This is a genomic window from Rhizobium sp. BK491 (genome assembly GCF_014194925.1).
Lineage (GTDB): Bacteria > Pseudomonadota > Alphaproteobacteria > Rhizobiales > Rhizobiaceae > Rhizobium.
Window position 1 is genome coordinate 603,446 of record NZ_JACIAR010000001.1, and the last position, 20,947, is coordinate 624,392.

At 59.2% G+C, this 20,947-nt stretch carries 22 protein-coding genes; 14 read left to right on the forward strand and 8 right to left on the reverse strand.

What is annotated here, in order from left to right; genetic code table 11:
• The first annotated feature begins 34 nt into the window (after positions 1 to 34).
• From FHX05_RS03025 to bmt, 5 genes are all read left to right on the forward strand, one after another.
• Positions 35 to 178: a hypothetical protein gene (locus FHX05_RS03025; protein ID WP_015340209.1), complete on the forward strand. Its 144-nt coding sequence runs from the start codon at positions 35 to 37 to the stop codon at positions 176 to 178.
• Between the two features lie 812 nt (positions 179 to 990).
• A complete protein-coding gene (locus FHX05_RS03030) occupies positions 991 to 1,989 on the forward strand; it encodes an ABC transporter substrate-binding protein (protein ID WP_112334614.1) in 999 nt (332 codons plus the stop codon).
• A 247-nt stretch (positions 1,990 to 2,236) separates the two neighbouring features.
• Positions 2,237 to 3,148 (forward strand): proline/glycine betaine ABC transporter permease, encoded by a 912-nt coding sequence (locus tag FHX05_RS03035; RefSeq protein WP_112334613.1) that lies wholly within the window; start codon positions 2,237 to 2,239, stop codon positions 3,146 to 3,148.
• Positions 3,141 to 4,193, forward strand: coding sequence for a glycine betaine/L-proline ABC transporter ATP-binding protein (locus FHX05_RS03040; protein WP_183870627.1), 1,053 nt, complete (start codon positions 3,141 to 3,143; stop codon positions 4,191 to 4,193). The genes FHX05_RS03035 and FHX05_RS03040 overlap by 8 nt, the downstream gene beginning before the upstream one ends.
• A 166-nt stretch (positions 4,194 to 4,359) precedes the next feature.
• Positions 4,360 to 5,373 (forward strand): betaine--homocysteine S-methyltransferase, encoded by a 1,014-nt coding sequence (gene bmt, locus FHX05_RS03045; protein WP_183870628.1) that lies wholly within the window; start codon positions 4,360 to 4,362, stop codon positions 5,371 to 5,373.
• Between the two features lie 120 nt (positions 5,374 to 5,493).
• Here bmt and glf read toward each other — a convergent pair whose 3' ends face one another.
• The 6 genes from glf to FHX05_RS03075 form a co-directional block, all read right to left on the reverse strand.
• Entirely contained in the window at positions 5,494 to 6,669 is a 1,176-nt protein-coding gene (glf, locus tag FHX05_RS03050; RefSeq protein ID WP_183870629.1) for a UDP-galactopyranose mutase, read from the reverse strand.
• 36 nt (positions 6,670 to 6,705) lie between these two features.
• Entirely contained in the window at positions 6,706 to 7,506 is an 801-nt protein-coding gene (locus FHX05_RS03055) for a hypothetical protein (protein ID WP_183870630.1), read from the reverse strand.
• Between the two features lie 256 nt (positions 7,507 to 7,762).
• Positions 7,763 to 8,695 carry a hypothetical protein gene (locus FHX05_RS03060; RefSeq protein WP_112334609.1) on the reverse strand — a complete coding sequence of 311 codons (933 nt, stop codon included), beginning with the start codon at positions 8,693 to 8,695 and terminating at the stop codon, positions 7,763 to 7,765.
• A gap of 155 nt (positions 8,696 to 8,850) precedes the next feature.
• On the reverse strand, positions 8,851 to 9,579 hold the full coding sequence (locus tag FHX05_RS03065) for a phosphodiester glycosidase family protein (RefSeq protein ID WP_246698865.1): 729 nt from the start codon (positions 9,577 to 9,579) through the stop codon (positions 8,851 to 8,853).
• 85 nt (positions 9,580 to 9,664) lie between these two features.
• Positions 9,665 to 10,357 carry a 4Fe-4S dicluster domain-containing protein gene (locus FHX05_RS03070; RefSeq protein WP_183870632.1) on the reverse strand — a complete coding sequence of 231 codons (693 nt, stop codon included), beginning with the start codon at positions 10,355 to 10,357 and terminating at the stop codon, positions 9,665 to 9,667.
• Positions 10,358 to 10,458: 101 nt separating this feature from the next.
• Positions 10,459 to 12,039, reverse strand: coding sequence for a trimethylamine methyltransferase family protein (locus FHX05_RS03075; RefSeq protein ID WP_112605458.1), 1,581 nt, complete (start codon positions 12,037 to 12,039; stop codon positions 10,459 to 10,461).
• A 259-nt stretch (positions 12,040 to 12,298) separates the two neighbouring features.
• Here FHX05_RS03075 and FHX05_RS03080 point away from each other — a divergent pair, with 259 nt between their 5' ends.
• The gene (locus FHX05_RS03080) at positions 12,299 to 13,000 is read left to right on the forward strand and encodes a B12-binding domain-containing protein (RefSeq protein ID WP_112334822.1); all 702 of its coding nucleotides are present in this window, start codon (positions 12,299 to 12,301) and stop codon (positions 12,998 to 13,000) included.
• Positions 13,001 to 13,066: 66 nt separating this feature from the next.
• Here FHX05_RS03080 and FHX05_RS30295 read toward each other — a convergent pair whose 3' ends face one another.
• On the reverse strand, positions 13,067 to 13,225 hold the full coding sequence (locus tag FHX05_RS30295; protein ID WP_112334606.1) for an entericidin A/B family lipoprotein: 159 nt from the start codon (positions 13,223 to 13,225) through the stop codon (positions 13,067 to 13,069).
• 19 nt (positions 13,226 to 13,244) lie between these two features.
• Here FHX05_RS30295 and FHX05_RS03085 point away from each other — a divergent pair, with 19 nt between their 5' ends.
• From FHX05_RS03085 to FHX05_RS03115, 7 genes are all read left to right on the forward strand, one after another.
• A complete protein-coding gene (locus tag FHX05_RS03085) occupies positions 13,245 to 13,883 on the forward strand; it encodes a DUF1638 domain-containing protein (protein ID WP_183870633.1) in 639 nt (212 codons plus the stop codon).
• Positions 13,884 to 14,119: 236 nt separating this feature from the next.
• Positions 14,120 to 14,422, forward strand: a complete 303-nt coding sequence (locus FHX05_RS03090; RefSeq protein ID WP_095435163.1) for a virulence factor — start codon at positions 14,120 to 14,122, stop codon at positions 14,420 to 14,422.
• Positions 14,415 to 14,993, forward strand: coding sequence for a methylenetetrahydrofolate reductase C-terminal domain-containing protein (locus FHX05_RS03095; RefSeq protein ID WP_183709782.1), 579 nt, complete (start codon positions 14,415 to 14,417; stop codon positions 14,991 to 14,993). The genes FHX05_RS03090 and FHX05_RS03095 overlap by 8 nt, the downstream gene beginning before the upstream one ends.
• A gap of 3 nt (positions 14,994 to 14,996) precedes the next feature.
• Positions 14,997 to 16,103, forward strand: a complete 1,107-nt coding sequence (locus tag FHX05_RS03100) for a methylenetetrahydrofolate reductase (protein ID WP_112334603.1) — start codon at positions 14,997 to 14,999, stop codon at positions 16,101 to 16,103.
• A 102-nt stretch (positions 16,104 to 16,205) separates the two neighbouring features.
• Entirely contained in the window at positions 16,206 to 17,171 is a 966-nt protein-coding gene (locus tag FHX05_RS03105; protein ID WP_112605452.1) for a methyltetrahydrofolate cobalamin methyltransferase, read from the forward strand.
• 1 nt (position 17,172) lies between these two features.
• Positions 17,173 to 17,502: a hypothetical protein gene (locus FHX05_RS03110; RefSeq protein ID WP_183870634.1), complete on the forward strand. Its 330-nt coding sequence runs from the start codon at positions 17,173 to 17,175 to the stop codon at positions 17,500 to 17,502.
• Positions 17,503 to 17,556: 54 nt separating this feature from the next.
• Positions 17,557 to 19,557: an ASKHA domain-containing protein gene (locus FHX05_RS03115; RefSeq protein WP_183871173.1), complete on the forward strand. Its 2,001-nt coding sequence runs from the start codon at positions 17,557 to 17,559 to the stop codon at positions 19,555 to 19,557.
• 17 nt (positions 19,558 to 19,574) lie between these two features.
• Here the strand turns inward: FHX05_RS03115 and FHX05_RS03120 are convergent, their stop codons facing one another.
• The gene (locus FHX05_RS03120; RefSeq protein ID WP_015340229.1) at positions 19,575 to 20,474 is read right to left on the reverse strand and encodes a LysR family transcriptional regulator; all 900 of its coding nucleotides are present in this window, start codon (positions 20,472 to 20,474) and stop codon (positions 19,575 to 19,577) included.
• Between the two features lie 119 nt (positions 20,475 to 20,593).
• On the opposite strand from FHX05_RS03120, the gene FHX05_RS03125 reads away from it, so the two are divergent.
• On the forward strand, positions 20,594 to 20,839 hold the full coding sequence (locus tag FHX05_RS03125; RefSeq protein WP_015340230.1) for a hypothetical protein: 246 nt from the start codon (positions 20,594 to 20,596) through the stop codon (positions 20,837 to 20,839).
• The last annotated feature ends 108 nt before the right edge of the window (positions 20,840 to 20,947 follow it).

Sequence of the window (20,947 nt, forward strand, 5' to 3'; positions counted from 1 at the left end):
CGAAACCGGCCGGTCCGGGTCGGAGGATACCCCAATGCTTTTCATCTTCAACAGACAGAATTCCATCCAGATCGCCTGGAACGGCAAGCTTCCGGCTCACCGCCCCGAGAGCCGGCTGCAGCAGCTCGATACGCGCTTCGGCACGGTGGGCTTCATCCGCACGTATAATGTTGGCTGATAGCGCGTCAAGCCGCTAGTCCAACACACGAGAAGCCGCCATGCGATAGCATCGGCGGCTATATTTTTGCTCAATGTCGGGATCGGAGCGGATTGCCGCTCTCACACAGAAAACTGTCTTGTAACGGCACTCTATAAAGCGCGAAAACCGCGCGATCCAGAGATCGACGCGGTTTGCCAAAAACGCCGGCTTCCCTGCACATACACCGCAAGGTTCGCATTCCCCGGTACGCTATACCTGATCCAGGGAAGCAGCGGTTGTCCCCCGCCACGCATCGATTGATAAACCGACATCGTTACTGGAGGGTTATTAAGTGCTTAAATTAGAGTGAATCTGAAAATTTTTTGAAAATTTTCCGCTTTGCGTTGAGAAATCGCAAACGACGCAAATGAGATATAAAACGTCTTTCAGGGACACGATATTTGAGCACCATTCAAATCCGCCTGGGCGGCAAAGCTTTGAGCAAGCCATGTGATGGACGTTTTACAGCCACGAATGGCGGAAAATAGGCTAATTCAGGCGCTTAATTAAGCTTCTCCAAGAGACACGATAACGTCCATCGGACGACCGGCTGTTGATTTCTTCATCCAAATCCTTACGCTGCCTGATGTCGATGCAAAGAATGCCCGGCCGCGATAAAGTTCAGCGGTCGCAAAAAGACCAGATGCACGACGGCAGCAAAGGGGACCGTACGGGCGTCGTCAGCGGCGTATGAACGGTTGCAATTGGACCGCGCTGACAGGGGATCGACAGAAATCGAACGCATTAGGGTCGATTTCCGCAACGTAACGAAAAATTGGGAGACGATATCAATGAAGAAGCTTCTCGCTTCAGCCATCTTCGCATTCGGCGCCTATGCTTTGGCTGGCTCGGCGCACGCTGCGGATTGCGGCAGTGTATCCATTGCTGAAATGAACTGGGCATCCGCAGGCGTTGCCGCGCAGGTCGACAAGATCATCCTGCAGAACGGTTACGGCTGCAATGTCACTCTGGTAACCGGCGATACACAGCCGACCTTTGCCTCCATGAACGAAAAAGGTCAGCCTGACGTCGCACCAGAGCTTTGGGTCAACGCTGTGCGCACCGCGCTCGACAAGGCCGTATCCGAGGGCCGCTTGATCGTGGCCGCACCGCTTCTGAGCGACGGCGGCGTCGAAGGCTGGTGGATTCCGAAGTTCCTCGCCGACGCCCATCCGGACATCAAGACCGTTCAGGACGCCCTCAAGCATCCCGAACTTTTCCCTGCCCCCGAAGATCCGTCCAAGGGTGCCGTCTATGACTGCCCGGCAGGTTGGAACTGCCAGATCTCCACGACTAACCTCTACAAGGCTCTTGGCGCCGACAAGCTCGGCTTCACGCTTGTCGATACCGGCTCCGCCGCAGGTCTCGACGGTTCGATCGCCAATGCCTTCGAAAAGAAGACCGGCTGGCTCGGCTACTATTGGGCTCCGACAGCCATCCTCGGCAAGTACGAGATGGTTCGCCTGAGCTTCAACGTGCCGCATGACAAGAAGGATTGGGATGCCTGCACGTCGCAGCAGGATTGCGCCAATCCGAAGGTGAACTCCTATCCGGTTTCGGACGTCTATACCGTCGTGACCAAGGACTTTGCCGCAAAGGCCGGCATCGCCATGGACTACATGAAGACCCGCAAGTGGGATAACGCCACGGTCGGCAAGGTTCTCGCCTGGATGACCGACAATCAGGGTACGAACGAGGACGGCGCCAAGTACTTCCTCAAGACCTACCCCGATATGTGGACCAAGTGGGTCGCTCCGGACGTCGCCACCAAGATCAAGGCATCGCTCTGATCCATGTTGCTGAATCGGCGGTGGCCTCGTGCCTGCCGCCGATTTCATATTCGCGCAGAACACCTCAAACGACGCTCATACCGACAGTGCGGCTCGGCACAAGGTCGCAACGAGTGCAGATTGATGGTGGCGAATATAGTAAGAATGCAAGGGCAGCCTGAAGAACCGGTCGCAGCGCTGCAAGCCATCCGCACGTGAAGGCCACACGGGCGGAGCGGGACAAAACCGGACCAAGAAGGGGAAATACATGGCTATTCAGTGTACGATCCTGCCGAATGTGCTCTGCAACTTTCCGGCAATAGATGAATCGCTCATACGCCTCGCGCGCAAGAATATCGACGACGGCTTCAGGGCGTCCGTACGCGCCTACGGCACTCTCATCGATGCCATCGTGCAGCCGCTGCAATGGTTTCTGAACTATCTCGAATGGGCATTTACCAATACGCCCTGGTTCATCGTGCTCATCGTGATGATGCTCGTCGTCTATGCAGCAAGCCGCAACCTGAAAATTGTTGCCGGCACCGCGATCTCCATGATCCTCATCGGCGTCTGCGGCCTTTGGACCGACACGATGATCACGCTCGCGATGGTAACGGTCTGTACGCTGATCGCCATCGTCATTGGCCTGCCGATCGGCATATTGATGGCGCGCTCAGACCGGTTGCAATCGATCGTCAATCCGATCCTCGATGTCATGCAGACCATGCCGAGCTTCGTTTATCTGATCCCGGTCGTCGTCATCTTCGGCATCGGCAAGGTGCCGGGTCTTATCGCCGTCGTCATCTATGCCGTCCCACCGATGATCCGCCTGACCAATCTCGGCATCCGCCTCGTGGACAAGGAAGTGCTGGAAGCCGCCGACGCTTTCGGGTCGTCGCATCGCCAGAAGCTGTTCAACGTGCAGATCCCGCTCGCACTGCCCACCATCATGGCCGGCATCAACCAGACCATCATGATGTCGCTCGCTATGGTCGTCGTCGCCTCCATGGTCGGCGTCGGCGGGCTCGGCCGAAATACGCTGCAGGCGATCAACAATCAGTTCTTCACCGTCGGTTTCCTCAACGGTTTCGCATTGGTCGCCATCGCCATCATTTTCGACCGAACGAGCCAGGCCTATGGCAGACGGCTCCAGAAGCACTCGGAGGTCATCCATGGCTAGTCACGCGATCCAGATAAAAAACCTCTACAAGATTTTCGGCCCTCGCGGACGCGACTATGTCGACCAGGTCAAGAACGGCTTGGGTAAAGCCGAACTCAACGAGACGCATGGTCATGTGCTCGGCCTGCAGGATATCAACATCGACATGCCGGCCGGCGCCATCACCGTCGTCATGGGCCTTTCCGGCTCGGGCAAATCGACGCTGATCCGTCACATCAACCGCCTGATCGAGCCGACCGCCGGCGAAGTGCTCTATGACGGCGTCGACGTTTGCAAGATGAACGAAAACGACCTGCGCGAATTCCGCCGCCACAGGACGGCGATGGTGTTCCAGAAATTCGCACTTCTGCCGCACCGCACCGTGATCGAGAACACGATCTACGGCTTGGACATTCAGGGCGTACCGCGCTCCGAAAGCCAAAAAAAGGGCCAGTACTGGATCGAGCGCGTCGGGCTGAAGGGCTTTGAGAGGCACTATCCGAACCAGCTTTCCGGCGGCATGCAGCAACGCGTCGGCCTTGCCCGGGCGCTGACGAACGATGCCGACATCCTGCTGATGGACGAAGCCTATTCGGCGCTCGATCCGCTGATCCGCGTGGATATGCAGACGGTGCTGCTCGATCTGCAGAAGGAGTTAAAGAAGACTGTCGTCTTCATCACCCACGATCTCGACGAGGCCCTGCGCCTTGGCGATAAGATCGCAATCCTGCGCGACGGCAAGGTCGTGCAGCAGGGCACCGGTCAGGAGATCGTGCTGCAACCTGCCGACGACTATATCACGGCCTTTGTTAAGGAGGTGAACCGCGGTCGCGTCATCCAGGCCCAGACAATCATGAAGCCGCTTTCGGGCGAACCCAGCGGCACGCGCGTGCCCGGCGACATGACGCTGGAAGTCGCCGCCAAGCAGATCACCGAGGCGGGCCAGACAGGAGCCGTCGTCACGGATGCGAGCGGCAAGCCTATCGGCACGATCGATCTGCAAAGCATCATCGCCGCCATGGTCACGCCCACGACCCACGACACGGCGGAAATGGCAGCAGCCTGACGGCGCGATTTTCATCTCAAGTGACAAAGCGCCCTTACGGGGGCGCTTTTTCTGTCTTGTTGCAGCGTCGACATATGGGGCAGCCATCTTGTCGTTGTGTTCACATAAAGAAATGTTTATATCTGCATTTGACACTCTTTAGAGCCGCCGCATCCGAGGACACACTATGACCGTCGCCACCAATCCCTTGACCGATCTGCTTGCCGAAAAAGGCGTACTGCTTGCCGACGGCGCAACCGGCACGAACCTCTTTGCCATGGGCTTGGAGGCCGGCGAAGCGCCCGAGCTCTGGAACGAACAGCATCCCGACCGGATCACGAAACTGCATCAGGATTTCGTCGATGCCGGCGCCGACATCATCCTCACCAATACCTTCGGCGGCACGCGCCATCGCCTCAAGCTTCATCACGCCCAGGATCGCGTGCACAGTCTCAATAAGACGGCGGCCGAGATCGCCCGTGCCGTTGCCGACAAGGCCAGCCGCAAGGTCATAGTCGGCGGCTCGGTAGGGCCAACGGGCGAGTTGCTGATGCCGCTCGGCGCCTTGACCTATGAAGACGCCGTCGCAGCCTTCGTCGAGCAGATGGAAGGCCTTCAGGCCGGCGGTGCCGATGTTGCCTGGATCGAAACCATGTCTTCGCCGGAAGAGATCCGCGCTGCTGCCGAAGCCGCCGCCAAGGTCGGCTTGCCCTATACGTATACCGGCTCGTTCGACACGGCCGGCAAGACGATGATGGGCCTACACCCGAAGGATATTCATGCCGTCGCCACCGATATCGGTGCAGGGCCGCTCGCGGTCGGCGCCAATTGCGGCGTCGGCGCATCGGATATCCTGTCCAGCCTCCTCGACATGACGGAGGCAGACCCGGCCGCCATCGTTATCGTCAAGGGTAATTGCGGCATTCCCGAATATCGTGGCGCAGAGATCCATTATTCCGGCACACCGCCACTGATGGCCGACTATGCCCGTCTCGCGCGCGATGCCGGAGCCAAGATCATCGGCGGATGCTGCGGCACCTCCTGCGGCCATCTGGCCGCCATGCGAGAGGCGCTGGACAGCTACGTGCCTGGCGCTCGCCCGACGCTGGAGACGATCATCGAGCGGATTGGCCCCATGCGCAACAAGACGGCCAACGAAGGCGGCACCGCTCCGGCGCGTGAGCGTCGCCGGCGCTCCTAAGCAATTTAAGGAAAGCCCGACAACCGAGCTTCCCCCTGCGAATCGGGTATTTTTGCCTTGAGCCTTGTTCGGCACTGCCGACAGTTACGCGCCGAATATCGGCGCGTAACTGTCGATCGCCTATCTTTCACCGCCGATAGCGCGGCCCTCGGTGAAATGCGGAACAATCCGGCTGTCGAAGGCCTTCAAGGCAGCGCCGATGGCTTGGTGCATGTCGAGATATCGGTAGGTGCCGAGCCGCCCGCCGAAATGGAGATTCGCCTCCGCCTCGGCCCGCTCGCGATAGCGCAGGAAGATCTCCTTGTCCTGACGCGTGTCGATTGGATAATAGGGTTCATCGACGCGCTTCGCCGATCGTGAATACTCCCGCACAACAACCGTCTTTTCGGTCTGGTAGCTTCGCTCGGGATTGAAATGCCGAAACTCGAGGATACGCGTGTAGGGGATTGTTTCATCGGCATAATTCATGACCGCCATCCCCTGGAAGTCGCCGGTGTTCAGCGTCTCCTTCTCAAAGTCGATGGTGCGCCAGCCCAACTCGCCTTCGGAATAATCGAAATAGCGGTCGATCGGGCCGGTATAGACGATCGGAAGCCCGGCCGGCAGCGTTGATTTTAGCGAGAAGAAATCGACGCCCAGGGCAATTCGGATCTTCGGATGCTTCAGCATCCTCTCGAAAATCGCCGTATACCCGTCGACCGGCAGGCCCTCATACTTGTCGTTGAAATAGCGATTGTCGAAGGTGTAGCGGACCGGCAGGCGCGTAATGATGTGTTCGGGCAGGTCACGCGGATCCGTTTGCCACTGCTTGGCCGTATAGCCACGAATGAACGCCTCATACAAGGGCCGGCCGATCAGAGAAATCGCCTTCTCTTCCAGATTGGCCGGATGGCGGCCGGCCATTTCCGCCGCCTGGTCCGCAATCAGTGCCCTCGCCTGGTCGGGCGAAAGGCGTCGATTGAAGAATTGCGAGATCGTGCCGAGGTTGATCGGCATCGAATAGACTTGATCGCGATAGGTCGAATAGACACGATGCTTATAGTCGGTGAATGCGGTGAACCTGTTGAGATAGGTCCAGACCAGTTCGTTCGGCGTATGAAAGAGATGCGCGCCGTAGCGGTGAACCTCGATACCGGTCTCGCTGTCGAACTCGCTATAGGCATTGCCGCCGACATGTTTCCGGCGGTCGATCAGAAGCACGTTCTTCTGCAGCTCGTTAGCCACCCGCTCCGCGAGGGTCGCGCCATAAAAACCGGCGCCAACAACAAGCAAGTCAACATCGGCGAAATTGATCATGATCGCGAGACCAACCCTCTTGCCGCCAACTTTCGATCAGACCTGCCCGAATACACTGAAGACCTCCAATTCGAACTTTGTCTCTTCGACGGCAATAGAGCGCCGATAGACACCGAAATCCTCGAACCTCTCCGGAAAATTCTGGATCACGTCATCGATCGCTCTTGAAATCTCGTGCGTTCGTTGGGGATGATTGCCAAACTTGTATTTGGCCGGAATGGGCAAATCCTCGAAATTACTGGCCGAACCGTTCCGACCGGTGATCACGCAACATCCGAGCAGCGCCGCTTCGCGCGGCATGCGATCCTTGCCGGCATGTGGACCAAAGTCGACGTAAAGCTTGGCTTGCGCCATGTTTTGATGGACTTCCGTCGGTGACATATTGCTGAGGATCTTGAATTTATATTGCGGAGACATGGTCGCCAGTTGGCGCCCGAAAGCCTCGGCCTTGTTGTTGAACAGAACCAGATCGCGCCGCTGCTGAATCGGCTGTGGCGCCACGTTGTTTGCCAGTGTCGTAAAATCCGAGATCCGCAAGACATCGCTGAAGCCCAAAATACTGAGCTGTGCCGTGGCATAGGAGGATTGCGACAGCATCTTGCAGTCGTTCTCCAGAAGGAACGGTACGCCGCCCAGCGGCATCAGATGCCGCATGCCGTAATCGAAACTCAGCCACCAATAGGCTTTAGTCGCCCTCTTGAAGAGCGGAATCAGATGCGGCCATATCTCCGGAAACACCACGATCGCGTTTTCGTTGTCGATGATATAGTCCGAGCTTTCGGTCGCGTAGGCCCGATATTGCGGATGAACGGCATTCTCGTATTCCCGAAATACCATTGTGGTTTCCCCATCGGGGGACGGCATCAGGGAGTGATCGGAACCGTTGGTATAGACCATCCTGGCGCTGCGCCCGATTTTGGTCAGCCTTGCGCAAAGTTGGTGAAGGGCTTCCGGGCCGCCCGTCATATGATTCGGTGGGCAGAGGATGTAGATTGTTTCATTTCCAGTCATAGTCGCAGTCCGCCTTCACATGTCGTTTGCCGATCCACCCGCCACAGGCGCCCGGTTCGCCGCCAAAATGCTCTAAAAAAACCTAGCCGCCCCTCGCCATCAAAGCGGAAAGAATAGTCGCCTGCTGGCGCTCGCACATGAGGCCGAAGCCGCGGCTCGCAATTGCCGACCGTCTCTCGTCGTCGCGAACGAGCTCGATGCAGGTTTCGACAAGCCGATCATAATTGCAAAACGCCATTCCCTCGGCAAAAGCAGCCACTTCCGGGTCGTGGATATTGCCCTCGCTGACGACGCAGGCGCCATTGGCAAGCAGGAAGGAAACGCGGCAAATCTCGAAGATCGCGGCGTCGAAATGATGCACGTTGAGGACGATTTTGGAGCGCCCGATGAAAGCGTCGCGCTCGGTGCCGTAGACACCGAACAGGTGAACGAGGTTCAGCCCGCTTGCTTGCAGCGCCACCAGCACATTCTTGCGGCGTTCGTTGACCGAGCCGTAAAAGAGAACGTCGATATCCTTCACCGGCGCTTGGGGCACACGCGTCAGGTGCCTGTTGTATCCCACATCGAGAATTTCGGCGGGAACGCCGAACCTGGCCAGTCCCTGGCGATTGCGCTCGCTGTAGTCGAGCACGGCGAATTTCTTGAGCAGTCCGAGATATCGATGATTGATCCAACTGCTTTCAGCCGAGACCTGCTCCATATTCACGATGATGCTCTCGGGTGGCAGCCATTGCGCCGCGACCGAGGGCAGCAAATTTGCGCCGTAAACGATCGGTACGCGTCCGTTCCAATCTCGCGGATTGGTAACCAGAGGCGCGCTGCCACCGAGTTCGGCAAAGGCGTAGTGAAGGCCGAGGGCAACATCCTCGAAAGCGCGGCTGTGAACGTAGCCCTCTGGGCTGACGATCCAAATGCAGTGCCGATCCTTGTGATGTTCCCAACCGAAAGGAAAGGCTGGCAGGGCGTGTTCCGCGCCATGCGATGCGACAGTCTGTTTCTCCGCTTGCGCGTGCATGTTGATCCTTCTCGAAGACTCGCTGGAACCCCTCGCTTGAAAACTGCGCGATGGGCCTTGCTCAAACCTTGCGAGACCGAGAGCCGGTGGAGAGCTTCGTGAAGGCGTTCTTGTCTATATATTGGAGCTGGCCCTAGCCCGATATTGGAGCTGCCCTAGCCCGGCAGCATTTGCGTCACCGCGATGATCGGCCCGAGCGGAAACAGACTGTCGCGCCTTTGCCATTCCGGTATGTCGACGCTGGAAATGCTGCCGTCGAGAAACAGGGCATTCGGACAGTTCAGATCGTCACGAAACAGCGTCGCAAAATCGTGGAAGCGCACGGGGCCATCTGAAATCGCGAACACGACGAGCCCGTCGATAGTGACTCCGACACCGTTTCTAGTCTTGAGACTGGTGCTATCGGCCAGAAACGACGGATGCAGCTTTCCATCGATGACGAGCATCGGACCGGACTGTGTCGCATAGAATGGCCTGGCGCCGGAAGCAGCGAAGGCTTTGCTCTCCACGATCCCGGCCCTGCCTCCATCGACATAGAAAACCCCGTTCGGCAATAGATGGAAATTGCCCCAGCCCTTGTTGGTGTTGATCGCCTTCACCTCGCGTCCGTTTTCGATGAAGAGACCGACGGGAGATTGATCGTCGAGATACATGCCGCCGTTCATCGCAAAGCGCACATAGACGCGCTCCTGGCGCAGATCCATTTCCAGCGCCCGGAACGAACCATAAGGCTTACCGTTGCGGTCATTCTGGAAAATCTGGACGTCGTAATGGGCGGGATCGAAGGTGCAAACCGTGTAGCCGTCACCGAGATGCTGAACCTTGCGGCAGGCCTCACCGGCCGAGGCGGTGGCGGCAAAGGCAAGAACGGCAAGGATGAGCATCAATCGAATCAAGCGCATAGCTCCGCATCAATAGCACAAGCGCTAGAACGCATCGCAATGCGGCGAAACAAGGAGTACGCGGGAACTAAAGCTGGAGTGCCGCCATATGGAATGCAAGCTGTTCGGCGGGATAACGATAGCCGGCCCCGATCGGGCAGGCATTGCGTGCGAGACAACCGCCGACCATGCAGTCGGCCTGCCCTTCCCGCGTACGCAAATGCGAGCGACAGCTTGGAACATGAAAGCCCGCTGTCGTTACGGCCGCTACCGGGCAGGCAGTGACACAGGGCTTGTCAACGCATACATCGCATGGATGCTGAGGAAATGCCGGTGCGAGGTTATTTTCAATGGCATCTGCAAATCCCAACGCGCCACGATAGCCGTGCCACACGCCATAAACAGGATGGATCAGTATACCGAGCGGCGATGCCTTCAAGCCTTCGGCCTGCATGGCCCATCGCTGGAACGGCTGCCAAGGCGGATCCGAAGGAAAATAGGCCGTGGCACCCAAGTCACTTGCAACTGGCCGGATGACTATCTTCGACCAGTCGTCGAGCGGGTCGGGCCGGCCGGCATTCTCGGGCAATTGCCACCAGCGCGAAAACGGAATCCAGATCGAGCCGCCGATATTGCCAAGCAGGACCACGCTTTGCGCCGCCGTGCCATCGGCCAATAGCGGCCCCTCGCCGTCGCCGAAGGACACTATACCTCGAACGAAAACTCCGTCGACGCCGAGCGCCGCACGAAGCTGTTCGAGTATGAGAGGGCCGCGGCTCACCGTGGCCCCTTATATTCATAGTGCGGCCGCCAGACTTCCTTCTGGATGAGGTCGGCAACGCGCGTCGCACCGCCTTGCTCCCTGGCGGCCTCGGGCTCTCTTCAGGTGAAAGCGTCCGGCATGGAGTCCTTGCGCGTCTGGATATAGGCCAGAAGAGCCTCGTCGATCGCCGGATCGAGCGGCGGCGCTTCGTAGTGATCGAGCCAGGAACGGCAAAGCGCATTGGCGCGCTGTTCGATGCGCTTCTGGCCTTCGATCTCCCACTGCTCGAAGGAATTGTTGTCCGCAAGCGCCGAGCGATAGAAGGCGGATTGGAAGTTGGCCTGCGTGTGGCCGCAGCCGAGATAATGGCTACCCGGGCCGACTTCGCGGATGGCATCGAGCGCCTGACCGTTCTCCGAGAGATCCACCCCTTCGGCCATCTTCTGCATCATGCCGAGCTGATCCTGGTCGATCATGAACTTTTCGTAGGAGGAAACGAGCCCCCCTTCGAGCCATCCCGCCGCATGCAGCACGAAATTCGTGCCGGCCAGCAGCGTCATGTTCAGCGTATTGGCGGATTCATGCGCCGCCTGTGCATCTGGCACCTTCGATCCGCAGAGCGAACCGCCGGTACGGAACGGCAGACCGAGGCGGCGGGCGAGCTGTGCCGCGCCGTAGGACACGAGCGAGGGCTCCGGCGTGCCGAAGGTCGGCGCCCCCGACTGCATCGAGATCGATGCTGCGAAAGTGCCGAACAGCACCGGCGAGCCCTTGCGGATCAGCTGCGTAAAGGAAGCACCCGCCAGCACTTCGGCCAGAATCTGCGTCAGCGTGCCTGCGACCGTCACCGGGCTCATTGCGCCCGAGAGAATGAAGGGCGAAACGACCGAAGCCTGGTTGTGCCGCGCATAAACTTTCAGAGCGCCGAGCATGGTCTCGTCGAACACCATCGGCGAGTTGGCGTTGATAAGGTTCAGCGTTACGCAATTATTCTCGACAAAATCGTCGCCAAAGACGATCTTCGCCATTGCGATCGTGTCTTCAGCACGTTCCGGCGCAGTCACCGAGCCCATGAACGGCTTGTCGGAATATTTGATATGGCTGTAGACCATATCCAGATGGCGCTTGTTGACCGGGATATCGACAGGCTCGCACACCGTGCCGCCGGACGAATGCATCGACGGCGCCATATAGGCAAGCTTCACGAAATTGCGAAAATCCTCGATCGTCGCATAGCGGCGGTTGCCCTCGAGATCGCGCACAAAGGGCGGGCCGTAGACCGGCGCGAAAATCGTTGCCTTGCCGCCGACATGGGCGTTGCGTGCGCTGTTGCGGGCGTGCCAGGTGAATTCCTTCGGCGCAGTCTTCAGAAGCTCGCGGCAAAGGCCCTTCGGAAAGTGCACGCGCTGCCCTCGCACGTCGGCACCGGCCTCCTTCCAGAGCGCCAGCGCTTCCGCGTCATCGCGAAACTCGATGCCGATTTCTTCCAGAACCGTATCGGCGTTACGTTCGATGAGCTGCAGGCCCTCTTCGTCAAGCACTTCGTAGACGCCGATCTTGCGGGTGATATAGGGGAGCGAAGGACCCGGCCCACCGCCGCTGCGCGAAGCACGCCGGGCTGCCGCACCCCTGCCCTCGCTGCGCGAACGCCGTCCACCGCCATCATTGCCTGCAGCCGGTTGCTCAATCATATCGTCCATGATGTTTCCTCACTCCTGCGCATGGATGCGTCTATCAAGCCCCATGCTACCCGATTCCGCCAAGCGGACGTTCCTTAATGCGCCAGCAATTAGCATAGGACAGACATGGGCTGCTAATATCAACTGTTCTTCGTCCGTCGCGATTGTTCCGTGCGACGTCGCATTCAAAAAGAGTTTTGGCGGCCTTCCGGTCTATCCGTAATGGCGGCAGTGTTTTATACAAGTCTCTGATGCATTGCACGAAAACGGGATGGAGCGCATGTCTGACGACGAAATCATTCTCTCGGAACTTTCTGACGAAGAGCTCGTGCAGCAGATGCATGACGACCTGTATGACGGCTTGAAGGAAGAAATCGAGGAAGCCACCAATATCCTCCTGGAGCGTGGCTGGGCGCCCTATGATATTCTGACCCAAGCGCTGGTCGAAGGCATGCGCATCGTCGGCATCGACTTCCGCGACGGCATTCTCTTCGTTCCGGAAGTTCTGCTGTCCGCCAATGCGATGAAGGCCGGCATGTTTATTCTGCGTCCGCTTCTGGCGCAGACCGGCGCGCCGAAGCTCGGCAAAATGGTGATCGGCACCGTCAAGGGCGACATTCACGACATCGGCAAGAACCTTGTCGGCATGATGATGGAAGGCGCAGGCTTCGACGTCATCGACCTCGGCATCAACAACCCGGTCGAAAACTATCTCGACGCCATCGAGCGCGAACAGCCCGACATTCTCGGCATGTCGGCCCTGCTGACCACGACGATGCCCTACATGAAGGTTGTCATCGATACTCTGAAGGAAAAGGGCCTGCGCGACGACTACGTCGTGCTGGTTGGCGGTGCGCCGCTGAATGAGGAATTCGGCAAGGCCGTAGGCGCCGATGCCTATTGCCGCGACGCCGCCGTGGCGGTCGAAACCGCCAAGGAATTCATGAAGCGCAAGCACAACAGCCTGGCTGCCGGCGCCTGATTGCAAGAAACTGATGGCCGGCGATAACCAATGAGTTGCCGCCGGCGCATTGGCATCCCAAATTGATTATTGAGCCGCCTTCTTGACGGTATGACCAGCGTCCTCCGTCGCGTGGACCGCGTTTGCAGTATCTCTGCCCACGCCGCGTATGGTATTGGCGCAGGAAGCAAGTACCATGAGAACGGCGCAGGCCGCTGCAATTTTCGTGAGTGTCGATGCAGTCATGATTGGGAACCCCCTCTGAGTGGATATCGATCAAAAAAATGCGGAGAAGAACCCTCCGGGCGATAAACGTATAACAAAGCAAAAGGTTCATGTGATCGCGTGCGGCGCAATCGCGCGCGAAATACTGGCGCTTACCCGAATAAACGGGCTCGATCACATCGATCTTCACTGTCTTCCCGCAATCTATCACTCCTATCCGCAGAAGATCGCACCTGCCCTGGAAGAAGCGATTGCCGATGCCCGCGCGCGCGGCTTCGAAAAGATCTTCATCGGCTATGCCGATTGCGGCACCGGCGGCGATATCGACAGGATTTGCGAGCGCGAGGGAGTAGAGCGGCTTTCCGGACCGCATTGTTATTCCTTCTTTACCGGCAACGAGGCCTTCGCGGCGCGTGACGATGATATCACCTCGTTCTTCCTCACCGACTTCCTGGCCCGCCAGTTCGAAGCCTTCGTCATCGTCCCGCTGGGTTTGGACCGTCATCCCGAATTGCGCGATATGTATTTCGGCAACTACCGCAAGGTGGTCTATCTCTCGCAGGAGGAAGATCCGGCGCTGCAGGCAAAGGCGAAGGAAGCCGCCGCCTATCTCGGACTGGACTACGAATATCGCTACACCGGGTACGGCGATCTTGCCCGCGAGTTGCTGACCGTCTGATTACGACACCTACGTCGCTTTTCTGTCTTCCTCCTCGTTGCCTGCGCCGACATGCTGGACGACGGAAGAACATTCAATCACAGTTCGAACCCGACCGTTTCAAAGGATAAAGCGCCTTGGCGATACTTCCAGACAAGGTTTTCATCTCGCGTCGCTTTTCGGCATGTGGCGCGTCGTGGCGAGTGCAGTCCCGAGGTCGGCCGGCGTGCATTCTGGCGTGAAGAGGAGATTTGTGCATGGCGGATCGCATTGTCGTCTACTGGCGGGACATTCCGGCCCAGGTGATCATCAAAAAGGGCAGGCAGACGGCAAAACGCGAGCTCTCGTTGCGCTTTACCGAAGCAATAGACATGTGCGCCATGCGCACCGGTGCCGCTGAAACTGACGATTATCTCGCCGAATGGCGCAAGGCGGACCCGGTGCCGGTATCGGACGATCTCGAAGCCGAAGCAGACAAGGCGGCGAGCGAGCTCGAGGCAGCTTATGATCGCGAGCGGCTGGTGGCTCTGGTGAAATCCGGAGGCCGCGATAATGGCTGATGCCGTTCAGAAGCCCGGCAATGCCGCCGCGGGCGCAAAAGCGGCCAGCGGTGCCTATACGCCTGCGGGAGTTTCGCCCAATCGCCGCGCCCGGCGCAAATACACGGTCCGTCTCTGGGCCGTACGTCACTCACGTTTCTTGGAATGGTTCTATCGTCGCTTCGCCGACGCCTTCCTCCTGCTTCATCCGCTGTGGAAGGCGTTCGGCTATGACCGCGTAGAGCGCCCGATCACCTTCATCGAACGCAATGTGAAGGGCTTCCTGTTCGATTGCCGCATGTGCGGCCAGTGCGCGCTATCATCGACGGGCATGTCCTGTCCGATGAACTGTCCTAAGCAGCTGCGCAATGGCCCCTGCGGCGGCGTGCGCGCCAACGGCAATTGCGAGGTGGAGCCCGACATGCCCTGCGTCTGGGTGCAGGCCTGGAATGGCTCGCGGAACATGACCCACGGGGACGCGATCCTCAACGTGCAGAAGCCCGTGAACCAGTCGCTGCGCGAAACATCCTCCTGGCTCCGCGTCACGGCGGAGGCCGCGGCAACCCGCGAAACGGCGAAAAAGGAAGCCTGAGCGATGTCGCATATCGATGAAAACCCGCTTGGCGTCCATCTGCCGCTCGATCCCCTGCCCGGCCACTCTTCGCTCGGCCGGCTGGAACGCGTGCTTCGCCGCGGCGAGTTCGCCGTGACAGCCGAATTGAACCCGCCCGACAGCGCCAATGCCGAAGACGTTTATGAACGCGCAGCCATCTTCGAAGGCTGGGTCGATGGTATAAATGCCGTCGATGCCTCGGGTGCGAACTGCCATATGTCTTCAGTTGGCATCTGCGCGCTTCTGACACGCATGGGCTATGCGCCCATCATGCAGATCGCCTGCCGCGACAAGAACCGCATCGCCATCCAGGGCGACGTGCTGGGCGCTGCCGCCATGGGCGTTTGCAACATCATGTGCCTGACCGGTGACGGCGTGCAGGCGGGCGACCAGCCGGGTGCCAAGCCGGTCTTCGATCTCGATTGCATGTCGTTGCTGGAAACCGTGCGCATCATGCGCGACAACGCGAAATTCCTCTCCGGCCGCAAGCTGACCTCGCCGCCGAAGGTCTTTCTTGGCGCCGCCATCAATCCCTTCGCACCGCCTTACGATTTCCGACCCTACCGGCTGGCGAAGAAGATCGAGGCCGGGGCGCAGTTCGTCCAGAGCCAGTATTGCTACGACGTGCCGATGTTCCGCGAATACATGAAGAAGGTCCGCGATCTCGGCCTCACCGAAAAGTGCTTCATTCTTGTCGGCGTCGGTCCGCTTGCCTCGGCAAAGACGGCCCGCTGGATGCGCTCCAACGTACCGGGTGTCCACATTCCCGATGAAATCATCAAACGCATTGAAGGTGCGCAGGATCAGAAGAAGGAAGGCAAGCAGCTCTGCATCGACATCATCAACGAGGTGAAGGAGATCGAGGGCGTTTCCGGCATCCACGTCATGGCCTACCGCCAGGAAGAATATGTCGCCGAAATGGTGCATGATTCAGGCGTGCTCAAGGGCCGCCAGCCTTGGAAGCGTGAAGCCGGCCGCACCGATGCCCTGGTTGCCGAGCGCCTGCATCAGATCAGCGAAGGCCGGGAAGAGAACCAGCAGGCGATGGCGGAAATTGCAGCCCACCATACGCCGCCGCAGACGCATTGAATTCGATAGATTGAGGCAGGCCAGGAGAGGAACCGGCCGGCTTGTAACCCAGATCACTGCGCGATAGACCAGCTATCGGGCCAATTGACCAGAGGATCAGACATGACGCGTACCATCGTTGCCTCCGCCACCCGCGAAATCATCATAGGCTTCGACCAGCCTTTCTGCGTGATCGGCGAGCGCATCAATCCGACGGGGCGCAAGAAGCTCGCTGCCGAGATGATCGAAGGCAATTTCGACACCGTCATCAAGGACGCTCTGGAGCAGGTGGCCGCCGGTGCGACCATGCTCGACGTCAATGCGGGCGTCACGTCGGTCAATCCGAACGAGACCGAACCGGGTCTGCTGGTGCAGACGCTGGAGATCGTGCAGGGTCTGGTCGACGTACCGCTCTCGATCGACAGCTCGGTCACAGCGGCCATCGAAGCCGCACTCAAGGTTGCCAAGGGCCGGCCGCTGGTCAATTCGGTGACGGGCGAAGAGGAAAAGCTCGAAGCCATCCTGCCGCTGGTCAAGAAATACGACGTGCCCGTCGTCGCCATCTCTAACGACGAGACCGGGATTTCCATGGATCCGGACGTGCGTTTCGCGGTCGCCAAGAAGATCGTCGAGCGCGCCATGGATCACGGCATCAAGCCGCATGACATCGTCGTCGATCCGCTCGTCATGCCGATCGGGGCGCTGGGCGATGCCGGTCGCCAGGTCTTCGCGCTGCTGCACCGCCTGCGCAACGAACTCAAGGTGAACACCACCTGCGGCCTCTCCAATATCTCCTTCGGCCTGCCGCACCGCCATGGCATCAATGCCGGTTTCATCCCGATGGTCATCGGCGCCGGCATGACCTCGGCGATCATGAACCCCTGCCGACCGCAGGAAATGGAAGCCGTGCGCGCCGCCAACGTGCTGAACGGCACGGACGCCAATTGCACCAACTGGATCATGACCTATCGTGACTACAAGCCGGCAGAAGGCGTCGCAGCCGCCGCAGCAACGGCGGCACCTGCCGCCGGCGGCGGACGCCGCGGCGGTCGTGCAGCGCGCGCCGGTGCAGGAGCAGCGAGGGAATAAGATGTCATCCGGTCGCGGCCTTTCCAATGATCTTGCCACGCTCTGGCTACAGACACCTGTCGTGATCGCGATCAGGCTGCAGCAGATGTGGATGGACGCGCTGACCGGCAATGTGAATGCCGCCGAAATGAACCGGATGGTTTCCGAAAAGATGATGGCCGCGGCGGAAAGCGCCGTTGCCGTAAATGCAGCAATGATGCAACAGGGTTTCGCGACTCTGACGTCCGCGGGCACGACAAGCCAGCGCAGCATCGTCGATGCGGTCACCCACGCTGCGATAAAACCCTATAGCAAGCGCGTTCGCTCGAACGCACGCCGTCTTAGCAAATAGAAAGGCTGATCCGTGGCCGAAGCCAGCGACAGCGCCAAACCTCTCGTCCTTTTCATGCCGTCCGGCAAGCGCGGCCACTTTCCGGTGGGAACGCCCGTGCTGGAGGCAGCCCGTCAGCTTGGCGTCTATGTCGAGAGTGTCTGTGGCGGCCGTGCCACCTGCGGGCGTTGCCAGGTATCCGTGCAGGAAGGCAATTTCGCCAAGCACAAGATCGTCTCGGCCAATGACCATCTTTCGCCGATCGGGCCGAAGGAAAAGCGCTATGCCGAGGTGCGCGACCTGCCCGAAGGCCGCCGGCTCTCCTGCTCCGCCCTCATCCAAGGCGATCTCGTCATCGACGTACCGCAGGATACCGTCATCAACGCACAGGTGGTGCGAAAGGCAGCCGACGAGCGCGTCATAGCCCGCGATCCGGCCGTGCACATGTGCTACGTCGAGGTCGAGGAGCCCGATATGCACAAGCCGCTTGGCGATCTGGATCGCCTGAAGGCGGCAATCGCGGCCGACTGGAAATACGACAATCTCGAGGTGGATTTCCACCTCATCCCGCAGGTGCAGTCGATCCTGCGCAAGGGCGAATGGAAGGTGACGGCCGCCATCCATCGCGATCAGGAGAGCGAACGCCCTCGCCTCATCGCGCTCTATCCGGGCTTGAAGAACGAGGCCTATGGCATTGCCTGCGATATCGGTTCGACAACGATCGCCATGCATCTGTCGTCGCTTCTCTCGGGCCGAACCGTCGCCTCGGCTGGCGCCTCCAATCCGCAGATCCGCTTCGGCGAGGATCTGATGAGCCGCGTCTCCTATGTGATGATGAATCCGGACGGCCGCGAGGCGATGACCAACGCCGTTCGCGAAGCCTTGAACGGCTTGATTGACAAGGTCTGCGCTGATGGTGGTGTGTCGCGCGAGGATATTTTGAATGCCGTCTTCGTCGGCAATCCGATCATGCACCACCTGTTCCTCGGCATAGACCCCACCGAGCTAGGGGGGGCGCCCTTTGCGCTTGCCGTATCCGGGGCAGTGCATCTGAAATCGGCCGAAATCGGCCTGCCGATGAACACAGGCACCCGCATCTATATGCTGCCCTGCATCGCCGGCCATGTCGGCGCCGATGCGGCTGCCGCGACACTTGCCGAAGGGCCGCATCGTCAGGATGAAATGATGCTGCTGGTCGATATCGGCACCAATGCGGAAATCGTGCTCGGCAACCGCCATCGCGTCGTCGCCGCCTCCTCGCCGACCGGGCCCGCCTTCGAAGGCGCGGAGATTTCCAGCGGTCAGCGCGCCGCTCCCGGCGCGATCGAACGCGTGCGCATCGATCCCGCCACCCTGGAGCCGCGCTACCGAGTCATCGGCATCGAACAGTGGTCGGATGAGCCGGGCTTCGAAGAGGCTGCCGCCAAGGTCGGTGTGACAGGCATCTGCGGTTCGGCCATCATCGAGGTCGTCGCCGAAATGTTCCTGACCGGCATCATCTCGGAAGATGGCGTCGTCGATGGCTCGATGGCTGCACGCTCGCCGCGCATCTTGCAGAATGGCCGCACCTTCTCCTATCTTCTGCGCGACGGCGAACCGCGCATCACGGTCACCCAGAACGATATCCGCGCCATCCAGCTTGCGAAGGCAGCGCTTTATGCCGGCGTCAAGCTGTTGATGGACAAGCAGGGCATCGATCACGTCGACCGCATCGGCCTCGCCGGCGCCTTCGGCACCTTCATCGATCCCAAATATGCGATGGTGCTGGGGCTCATTCCCGACTGCGAACTCGACAAGGTTAAGGCCGTCGGCAATGCCGCCGGCACCGGTGCGCGCATGGCGCTGCTCAACCGCGGGCATCGTCGCGAGATCGAGGAAACCGTCAGGAAAATCGAGAAGATAGAAACGGCTCTTGAATCAAAGTTTCAGGAGCATTTCGTCTACGCCATGGCGCTGCCGAACAAAGTGGACGCCTTCCCGGAGCTCTCGAAGGTAGTGACTTTGCCCGAGCGCAAGCAGATCTCCGACGATGGCGGAGAAGGCAGCGGCCGCAGGCGTCGCCGCAGCCGCGAATAAAGATCGACTGGCCGCGTTCACGCGGCCATTTTGCGCCCGATCTCAACGAAGGCCTGGCGAATGCTGTCTGCCACCGCTTTCATCGGTCCGGTCATCTGCGATGCCGTCAGCAGACGAATGTCGAAGGACGTCAGTTCCGGCAGCCCCTCGTTCGGTCCGAGAATTTCCATGTCATCGGTGATGTAGGAGCGCGGGAATGGCGCGACGGCAAGATCGGAAACGATCGCCGCGCGCTGCGCCATCGTATGAGCGCTGAGATAGGAAACGCGATAGGCGCGCTTCTGCCGCTCCAGCTGCGCCATGGCTTCAGACCGCCAGATGCAGCCCTCTTCCCAGATCGAGATCGGCAGCGGATCGCGGCGATAGGCGGTACCGCACTTGGCGCCGGCCCAGACGAGACGCTCAGTGTAGATGACCTCACCCTCGGTCGGGAAGGGACGCGTCGCGCAATTGATCAGCGCGAGGTCCAGCCGCTGTTCCTCGATGCGCTTCTTGAGCTGGATGCTCATATCGACGACGACATCGACCATGATGCCGGGATATGTCTCAGAAAAGCTCTTGAGGATGGTAGGCAGCAAACGTTCGCCGATATCGTCAGGCGCGCCAAGCCGCACGACGCCGCTGAGTTCTGGCATGATGAAGCGTGACACCGCCTCATTGGAGAGCGCCAGAATATTGCGCGCATAGGAAAGCAGCATCTCCCCGTGCTGCGTCAGGCTCACCGAGCGCGCATCGCGGAGAAACAACGTAACGCCGAGCTGCTCTTCCAGCTTTTTGATCTGCATGGAAACAGCTGACGGCGTACGAAAGACCGCATCAGCCGCGGTTGAGAAATTCCCCGTTTCGGCAATCGCCACAAAGGTACGCAGAACTTCATTGTCAAGCAACGGTATGGGCCGGCGGAACGGTACGGTCATATCGATTACCTTTCAATTTTTCTGATCCTAAGCACCATATCATTTCATTTGTCTGAATGTCAACGAAGCACCATATTAGACGTAATGGAAATTCATCGCAGCCTCAAAGGAGTAAAATCATGGCTGGCATGGTATCGGACGAAGCCTCACGGCTTTTCTCTCTTTTACGCCTCCGCAAAATTCAGCGGATGGCGCAGCATACGCTCGACGAGATTGCCACCCGCTTTCCCGCTCATCTGATCGATGACGTCAATGCACGCGGCCTCCCGCCGGATCGCACATTGTCGGCGCTGGAGCGGAAACCGGGCAAATTGCGTTCGTTCAATAATACTAATGGCAGCTATAAGATCTATTCGTTTGATTGATAGATCTGGCAGGCCCATATTAAACCCGTGACATTTTGAGGTGTTGACACTGAAAGGACCCTGAAAATGACGACCATCAGCTATAGACAGACCGGCACGCGGAACCCG